General features: G+C 45.6%; 6 protein-coding genes and 1 pseudogene. 5 read left to right on the top strand and 2 right to left on the bottom strand.

Translation table 11 applies throughout. The features are described from left to right. Positions 1 to 723, top strand: a pseudogene (locus L990_RS20285) (hypothetical protein); the annotation flags it as partial. 32 nt (positions 724 to 755) lie between these two features. Here L990_RS20285 and L990_RS18630 read toward each other — a convergent pair. After that, positions 756 to 1,862, bottom strand: a complete 1,107-nt coding sequence (locus L990_RS18630) for a tyrosine-type recombinase/integrase (protein ID WP_231562307.1) — start codon at positions 1,860 to 1,862, stop codon at positions 756 to 758. A gap of 150 nt (positions 1,863 to 2,012) precedes the next feature. Between L990_RS18630 and L990_RS18625 the strand changes: the two genes are divergently transcribed. The 4 genes from L990_RS18625 to L990_RS18605 all read left to right on the top strand — a co-directional run bounded on the left by L990_RS18625 (position 2,013) and on the right by L990_RS18605 (position 8,017). Then, positions 2,013 to 4,367: a penicillin-binding protein 1A gene (locus L990_RS18625; RefSeq protein ID WP_047452512.1), complete on the top strand. Its 2,355-nt coding sequence runs from the start codon at positions 2,013 to 2,015 to the stop codon at positions 4,365 to 4,367. 218 nt (positions 4,368 to 4,585) lie between these two features. Then, entirely contained in the window at positions 4,586 to 5,173 is a 588-nt protein-coding gene (locus L990_RS18620; protein WP_047452510.1) for an outer membrane beta-barrel protein, read from the top strand. A gap of 375 nt (positions 5,174 to 5,548) precedes the next feature. Then, positions 5,549 to 7,030 carry an acetyl-CoA hydrolase/transferase family protein gene (locus L990_RS18615; protein ID WP_047452508.1) on the top strand — a complete coding sequence of 494 codons (1,482 nt, stop codon included), beginning with the start codon at positions 5,549 to 5,551 and terminating at the stop codon, positions 7,028 to 7,030. A 615-nt stretch (positions 7,031 to 7,645) separates the two neighbouring features. Beyond that, positions 7,646 to 8,017, top strand: coding sequence for a helix-turn-helix domain-containing protein (locus tag L990_RS18605; RefSeq protein WP_047452504.1), 372 nt, complete (start codon positions 7,646 to 7,648; stop codon positions 8,015 to 8,017). Between the two features lie 91 nt (positions 8,018 to 8,108). On the opposite strand, the gene L990_RS18600 is transcribed toward L990_RS18605, so the two are convergent. Beyond that, positions 8,109 to 8,537 (bottom strand): lipocalin family protein, encoded by a 429-nt coding sequence (locus L990_RS18600; protein ID WP_052181164.1) that lies wholly within the window; start codon positions 8,535 to 8,537, stop codon positions 8,109 to 8,111. Positions 8,538 to 8,557: the final 20 nt, after the last annotated feature.

Below are 8,557 nucleotides of genomic sequence, written 5' to 3'. Positions count from 1 at the left end.
ATTGGAAACGATCCAAATTTTGCAACAACCGTTGTCAACTTGATAGCAGGCAAGGCAAATGCCGAGCATGCTCACATCTGGGAGTCCATCGGGAATCGGCCTTCAAAACTCAGCCAGTTTGCCAACGACCTAGGAAATTTTGGGAATTTTCTAACAGGAATCAACCAGGCTATGATTACTGCAGCTTTAGGTTACACACCCTATAACGCTAGCAATCCTGCTGATTTTGCAACGACGGAATATGTAAGGCAAAAGATTGCTGATAAAATAGCAGAACTAGTAGCCTCGTCTCCTTCAGCGTTAGACACTTTAAAGGAACTTGCAACGGCTATTGGGAATGACCCAAACTTTGCAACAACTATCATTAACAAGCTCGCAGAGAAGGCTAACATTAATCACGACCATGACATTTATGCACTAAAAAGCAACTCTATGCCTTTTTTAGGTAGCGCATTAATTGAAAGTTCGCGAGGTACCATCATTTACAAAAAAGGAATCATAAAAGGGAGTGGGTCTTGGGGTGCTGACGGAATACGTATCGATCACTCATTAAATTCATATGAATACATGGTACACATAACGCTCGAAGCGGAATCTACTGGAGGAGATTTTTATGGTTATCCTGTCGGATACACAAAAGAATCTAATTTTTTTATCATTCAATCCGAAGCTTTTGTAAGATATCCAGGCTGCAAAGCAAACATACTGATGTATTCGTATTAAAATGAAAAGGGGCGTCCTAGACACCCCTTTTTTTATTTTACATCCTTTTTAAATAATTCCATTTCACCACTCGTAAAGCCTCTCAAATGCAACGGAGCGTACTTCAGTGTCATTTGAGTGCTTGAATGCCCCAAAACACGCGCCAAAGCCTCAATTGGCAACCCTCTACATAGCAATTCCTGTGCCTTCGCGTGACGTAGTGCGTGCGTCCCTACGTTGTAAGTATCTTTCAAGTAATCGTAATAACGCCTATACTTCAATTCTGAAAAACCTTTATGCTTATCAAATAACGCCTTAGTCGCAATGTCGATTGGTATTAAAAAGCTCTTGCCTGTCTTTTTACGCTTACTTGATATCAAATACATGTCATCAACCTGCAAAAAATCACTTTCATCCAACAGGATCATGTCCGAATATGACAAGGCGGTCGAACTTTGAAATTTAGCAGCATCCTGCAATAAGACGTTACTAGCCTTATTGCAATTTAAAATGTCGACAATCGATGGGATGTTTTTCACCCTAAATTCAGCCTCGTTTTTATAATCCTCGTAAGAGATGTAGGACATTGGATTTTTTTCAATCTTGCCCGCCCGTAGCGCCTTTTCCAAGGCTGCATTGAGCATTATCAATCTCCCTCGAAGCGTGTTATTAGCAAACGTGTGACAAATTTTATTCAATTTGTCCTCCAACAGCCTAACAGACATTGCACCTATATCGCTATTCCTTACCTCCAACTTGCGAATAAATGTGCGTAGCGAGGATTGAATTACGGCAAAAGACGATGCTTTGATTTTTTTTGATTTATGCTGAAGATAGTCTTCAACAGCATCAGAAAACGTATAAACATCTGCTACAGGTCTTAAGATTCGAACAATGTCGTCGAGCGCAAATGTTTTTTTTTGAAGTACAAGCAAATTGCAAACAGCAATTGCCTCGTTAACCTGTAGCTGAACTTGTTGATTTAATGTAGGATTCGAAATAATTTGCTTCTTGCTATTAAACTCGCTCTTTAGGCAATGCACCCCCGTAGTTAACAACCTGTAACTAACTCCTTTCGTGAGCTTTAGGTATATTACAACTGTACACTTATCTGTACATTTTCGTGCTTGTAGCCTTACACGAAAATCAGCATGTAGCATTGCGTTAAGTTTAAGATTTAAAAGAGAAGATTTTGTTAAATTAGTGATTGCAAGCATAACTATTCAAAATTTATGCTCGCAAATATAATTTTGCCTTGAGAATTTAAAACTATAGATTTATACCTTTGTCGTCGACGTAAAATATAGACCATGAGCAAAAATAAAGAGCTTAGGCATAAATTCCTGATTTGGTTTTGGGGTATATTCCTCGCCCCTGTAGCACTACTGGTGCTAATTTTCACCCTCATAGGGCTAGGAGCCTTTGGGCCTCTGCCCACTTTTGAGCAGCTAGAAAACCCCTCCAGCAATCTGGCAACAGAAATTATTGCGGACGATGGACAACTCTTAGGAACGTTTTACGTGCAAAATCGTTCATTTGTTAGCTACGACGAAATTTCGCCCAATCTTGTTGGAGCTCTAATCTCCACCGAAGATATTCGATTTTACAAGCACTCGGGCATCGACTTCCGAGGTCTAAGCCGCGTGTTTGTAAAAACCATAATAATGGGCGATGAAAGCGCAGGAGGAGGTAGTACCGTTAGCCAGCAGCTGGCTAAGCAGCTTTTCCCTCGCGATACATCAATCCATTCGGGAATATTGAGCAAGGCCAACCTCGTTATAACCAAGTTTAAGGAGTGGATTACCGCAGTAAAACTCGAACGCAACTACACCAAAGAGGAAATCTTAGCAATGTACTTTAATATGGTACCCTTTGGCAATAATGCCTGGGGCGTTAAAACCGCTGCCAAGATCTACTTCGACAAAACTCCTGCCGACTTAACTGTCGAGGAATCGGCGTTACTGGTTGGATTGCTAAATGCACCAAGCCGGTACAATCCCGTACGGCATAATGAAAGGGCAACCGCCAAGCGCAACTTCGTGCTAGATAAAATGTACAGCAATGACCTGCTTACCCGAGAGCAGTACGACTCGCTAGCCGCGCTTCCTATAAAGCTTAAATTTAGTCCAATGGATAACACGGGTGGCATCGCACCATACTTCCGCGAAATGCTCCGTATTATCCTTACCGCCAAAAAACCAGATGTAGACAACTACTTTGACAAGGATATGTACCGCCAAGACTCCATCAGATGGGAAACAGACCCTCTGTATGGCTGGTGCAACAAAAATCTAAAGCAAGATGGTACGCCCTACAACCTATACAAAGATGGCCTAAAGATTTACACTACAATTAATGCCAAAATGCAAAAGTATGCCGAAGAGGCACTCAAGGAGCATATGGCCAATGTAGTTCAAAAAGATTTTGATGCGCAGCAAAAACGCATGAACTACCGCATTTACTCCAGCGACATTAACAATGAAAAAGTGAAGCAGCTGCTCGAAAATGCGATGAAGCAAACCGACCGCTACCGTAACCTACGTAATGCCGGAGCATCGCAGGAGCAGATAACCAAAAGCTTCAACACACCCACCGATATGACCATATTCAGCTACAAAGGGGATGTGGATACGGTTATGACACCTATGGACTCTATCAAATACTACAAGCGATTCCTTCGTGCAAGCTTCGTAGCCATAGAGCCTCAAACCGGAAATCTAAAAGCGTGGGTTGGAGGTGTCGATTTTGTAAACTTCAAGTACGATCAGGTTTACCAAGGAAAGCGTCAGGTTGGTTCGACATTTAAACCATTCCTGTATACGCTTGCCATGCAGGAGGGCATGAAACCCTGCGATCAGGCACCAAACATTCCTGTGACCTTTGACATGGGACCAGGACAGGAGCCTTGGACCCCTAAAAACGCAAGTGCAAAATACTTGGAGCCCTATAATGGAAAAATGGTAACCCTTAAGTTTGGATTGGCCAACTCCATAAACAACATCTCGGCCTACCTAATGAAGCAGTACTCGCCACAGGCCGTCGTTGATTTGGCGCATAAGATGGGTATCAAAAGCGTATTAGATCCTGTTGTATCAATCTGCCTTGGCCCATCAGACATTACGCTGCTAGAAATGGTTAGCGCCTACGGAACATTTGTAAATAAAGGGGTACACGTAGATCCTATAGCCGTTCTTCGAATAGAGGATAAGCACGGAAACACGCTGGCCTCGTTTGCTCCTCAAAAGAACGAAGCAATAAACGATCAAACGGCCTACACCATGATCGAAATGCTAAAGGGTGTTGTTTCGAAAGGAACCGCCGCTAAGTTGGGCTACCAGTACGGTATTAGGGGCGAAGTTGCTGGAAAGACAGGAACAACGAACAACAACTCCGACGGCTGGTTTATTGGAATAACTCCAAAATTGGTAGCAGGAACATGGGTTGGTGGCGAAGAGCGCTCCATCCACCTTACCAACCGAGGCGAGGGTGCGGCCGTGGCCATGCCCGTATTTGCAAACTTCCTAAAGAAGGTTTTTGCCGATCCGTCGCTAGCCGTAAAGCCAAACCTCTACTTCGAAAAACCATCAGTAATGCCAGATGTGTCGTTCGATTGTGCCAACACACCAGTACAACCCGAGAAAGAAGACGACGATGGCTTCTTTTAGTAGAAAATAAAGCACAGCAAAAGCTGCCTCATGGTTATGAGGCAGCTTTTTTTATATCCTAAAACGGCTGAGAAATAACCGCCTCCATTCAATTTACATTTTTTCACATTTTTCGTCGAGTACAAAACCGCTGTACCGCCTCTTGATAGTATAGGACAACAAAAAGAACACCCACACAGGTGGGACAACGAAATTTTAATAACCAAACCCAATTCAACATGAAACGCAAATTTATTTTATCGCTAGCTGCAGTACTAGGTTTTGCCGCCGCTAGCCAAGCACAGCTTACAGTTAAGCCTACCGCAGGTATCAGCATCACCGACTTCTCGAAAGATTCTAAAGGAACATCGAGCAAGGCAAAAGTTGGATATCAAGCGGGTGCTGCCATCACTTACGGAAGCCGCTACTACGTAGAGTCTGGCGTTTTTTACAGCGTAAAAAACACCGAATTTTCGACTTCTGACGGCACTAATAAAATCAACAGGGACGCCCTAATTAAAGGAATCAGAGTTCCGCTAACTGTAGGTGCCTACGTTATTGGCGATACCCAATCATTCCTAGGAGTACGCGCATTTGGAGGTGGCTCGGGATACTACGTGCTATCAACAGGAAAGGATGTCAACAAGTCTGATTTGACCCGCATGAACTGGGGCGCACAGGCTGGTATCGGTGTCGACGTATGGAAATTCTTTGCCGAAGCATCGTACGAGTGGTCGCTAACCAACGTACAAAAAGACATTAAAGCCATCGATCTAGGCAAACAGCGCACAATATTTATCCAAGCAGGTTTAAAATTTACCCTTTAGTTCCCAATCTCCGCCCACTGGCCAAGCAGCTATTCCAACACCACAGCAGCCAGTGGGCCCCTTATCTGAATTTATCTTCTAACTATACTGCAATATTGCACACACATCCAACAGCCAACAAAGCCTCCAGAACTACTGGGGGCTTTGTTTTTCCCTTTCCAGATTCGTGCAAGTGCTAGCACAAGCACATCGATTTTGCCCCTACCGCATTGTCTTTAAACCAGTCATCTCCAAAAGCCAGCCCCCCATTAACCCCGATTCGCTGTTATAAATAGCTGGATATGTTTTATAACCAAAAAAACGGAGTACATCGGAATGTAAAAAGCTTTACTTTCGTACGCTCAAAGAAGAAAGAGTACTTAAAATTTTAGATATATGCGCTATAAGTTGATCTCTGCAGAAGAGGCCGCATCATTTGTGAACAACGGCGATATTGTTGGTTTTAGTGGATTTACACCAGCAGGTGCGCCAAAGGTAGTTCCTGGTGCAATTGCAGCAAAAGCTCGCGAAGAGCATGCTAAGGGTAACGAATTTAAGATTGGAGTAGTAACAGGTGCTTCTACTGGCGACTCGCTAGACGGAGAGCTAGCCCGTGCTAACGCCGTTCTTTTCCGCACCCCTTACCAGTCTAACGGCGACCTTCGCTCGTCGCTAAACAAGGGACAGGCTCAATACTTCGACATGCACCTTTCTCAGCTACCACAGGAGCTTCGTTACGGATTTCTTGGTAAGGTAAAGGTGGCCATCATCGAAGCGGCCGATGTTACCGATAACGGAGAAATCCTACTAACCTCTGGCGTTGGTATCACCCCAACCATTGCCAACCTTGCTGATGTTATCATTATTGAGCTTAACAGCCGCCACCCAAAGACCCTTTTGGGCATGCACGACATCTACGAGCCGCTAGATCCACCTTACCGTCGCGAGATTCCAATCTACACCGTAAAGGATCGTGCCGGATCGCCATACCTAAAAGTTGACCCAAGCAAGATTGTAGGGATCGTGGAAACCAACGCTGCCGACGAAGTGGGCGGATTTGCTCCTGTAGACCCAACAACCGCTAAGATTGGCGACAACGTAGCAGAGTTCCTTGCTGCACAAATTAAGAACGGAACCATTCCTAAGGAGTTCCTTCCAATCCAGTCGGGTGTAGGTAACATTGCCAACGCAGTACTTGGATCGCTTGGCGCCAACCCAGACATCCCCGCCTTTAGCATGTACACCGAGGTGATTCAGGATGCCGTTATCGGCCTAATGAAGCAAGGCAACGTATCGTTTGCCAGCGGCTGCTCGCTAACGGTTACCAACGATGTGCTAAACGACATCTACGCCAACATGGACTTCTTTAAGGATAAGCTTATCCTTCGTCCACAAGAAATATCAAACAACCCTGAGGTTGCCCGCCGCCTAGGTTTGATTACCATCAACACCGCATTGGAGGCCGACATCTTCGGAAACATCAACAGCACCCACGTTCTTGGCTCTAAGATGATGAACGGTATTGGAGGATCAGGCGACTTTACCCGTAACGCCTTCTTCTCGATCTATACCTGCCCATCAACAGCCAAGGGAGGCGCCATCTCTACCATCGTTCCGCTGGTTAGCCACCACGACCATAGCGAGCACTCGGTTAAGGTTCTTATCACCGAGCAGGGAGTTGCCGACCTTCGTGGAAAGTCGCCATGCGAACGCGCACAAACCATCATCGAAAACTGCGTACACCCCGACTACAAGCAGCTGCTTTGGGATTACGTTAAGAAGGGTGGTACCGCACATACCCCACACTCGTTGGCTTCGGCTTTCAACATGCACGTGGAGTTTGCCAAGAGCGGCGACATGCGTAAAACCGAATGGTAGCAACCCGCTAGCCTACCGGCTAACAAACATACAAAGGGCAAGCATGCAACATGCTTGCCCTTCTTTTGTACTACACAGTACAAATACTCGCCGATAAAAACCAGACTTCACCCAGCCCCATACATGCCCTCCCAAAAAGCAATTGTACCATGAATGACCAGAGGACTACCATCAAATGAAATGGTATTCCATAAATGACCAGAGGACTACTTCCCAGTAAAATGGTATTCCATGAATGACCCAATGACTACCTTCCGGAGAAATGGTATTCCATGAATGGCCAGATGACTACCTCCCTGTAAAATGGTATTCCATGAATGACAGGAGGACTACCAGCAGGTGAGATGGAATTCCATAAATGAACAGATTAATACCAGCAAATGGTACTAAAGAACCTTGCATCCGCCTGCTGGCGCTACCTTTTTGAGATGATTGGCTCCACAGCGCATATGGAGAGATGGATTCGCCCCAAAGCGTCCATATCCCACCTTAAAAACCGACGAAAAGGGCAGCAGCAGGCTGCTTTGCACCCCACAAAATTTTTGCAAACAAAAAGCAGGCAACTATTCAAAAAAATAGCTAACTTGGCGTTACAAACCTCAAAACAGTAACGACATGCTAAAGCTAAACATCCCGCGAGCGCTCGTTATTAAAGGCATCACCAGCTCGTTCACCGAGCTAAAAAGGATGGGATTTAAGCACAATAAGGCCTTCTACCTTTTTAAGGGCAACGTACAGCGGCTAGATCTGTACGACTTGGAGGTTATTTGCCGCGAGCTGAACTGCACGCCCAACGATTTGCTGGAGTGGTCGCCATGGAAGCACGACCGTGGGCTGGAGCCGGGCCATGCGCTGCTATCGCTTAGGCGCGAGCAGGCCGCCGTTGGGCTGGTGAACCTCGTAAAGGGGCTCCCCGTAGAGCGGATGGAAGAGATAGAAAAGATGATATACGAGATCATAAAAAAGCCCTCCACAGCAAGTCCTTGACTTAGGAGGAAGGGTACAATTTGAATCGCTCAAGGGCAGGCCTCGATACATTGCCGCCTGCCCTATTTTTAAGATCAAATCCAACCGTTTCCTACTCCCTTCTTCGGTACGATCTTTTCAGATTACCGTACTTTATATCGAGCGTCCCCTTGCCCATCCGCATAATAGGGCACGACGTCGTATCCGTAAAGCTAATACCATTCCCTATACTGGAGGATACCAGCACCAGTTTACCAGGCTCTACCCACCACTTCGAGTACTTTAAGGTCTCCATGTTGATGGAGGAGGCGGTACCATCCTCGTTAAGCGTAAACCCCTGCACCTGCGACGAGTCGATTGGGTTGGGCTCCACCCAGCTCCCAACAAGAAGCGCCTTATCGGCCGGAACAACCGACGAGCCCTCCACGTACATATCGTTGTGCGGTCCGTTAAGCTGGTAGATGCCAAGCAGCCCCACCAGAACAACCATCGAGGTAAGCACTACGCTTACTCCCACCATCACTTTTACCGACTTAACCATTGCTGCTTTTGTTGATGTTA

This window comes from Alistipes sp. ZOR0009 (genome assembly GCF_000798815.1).
GTDB lineage: Bacteria > Bacteroidota > Bacteroidia > Bacteroidales > ZOR0009 > Acetobacteroides.
Note: the sequence above shows the minus strand (reverse complement) of the source record. Positions and strands in the feature narration are given on the sequence as shown.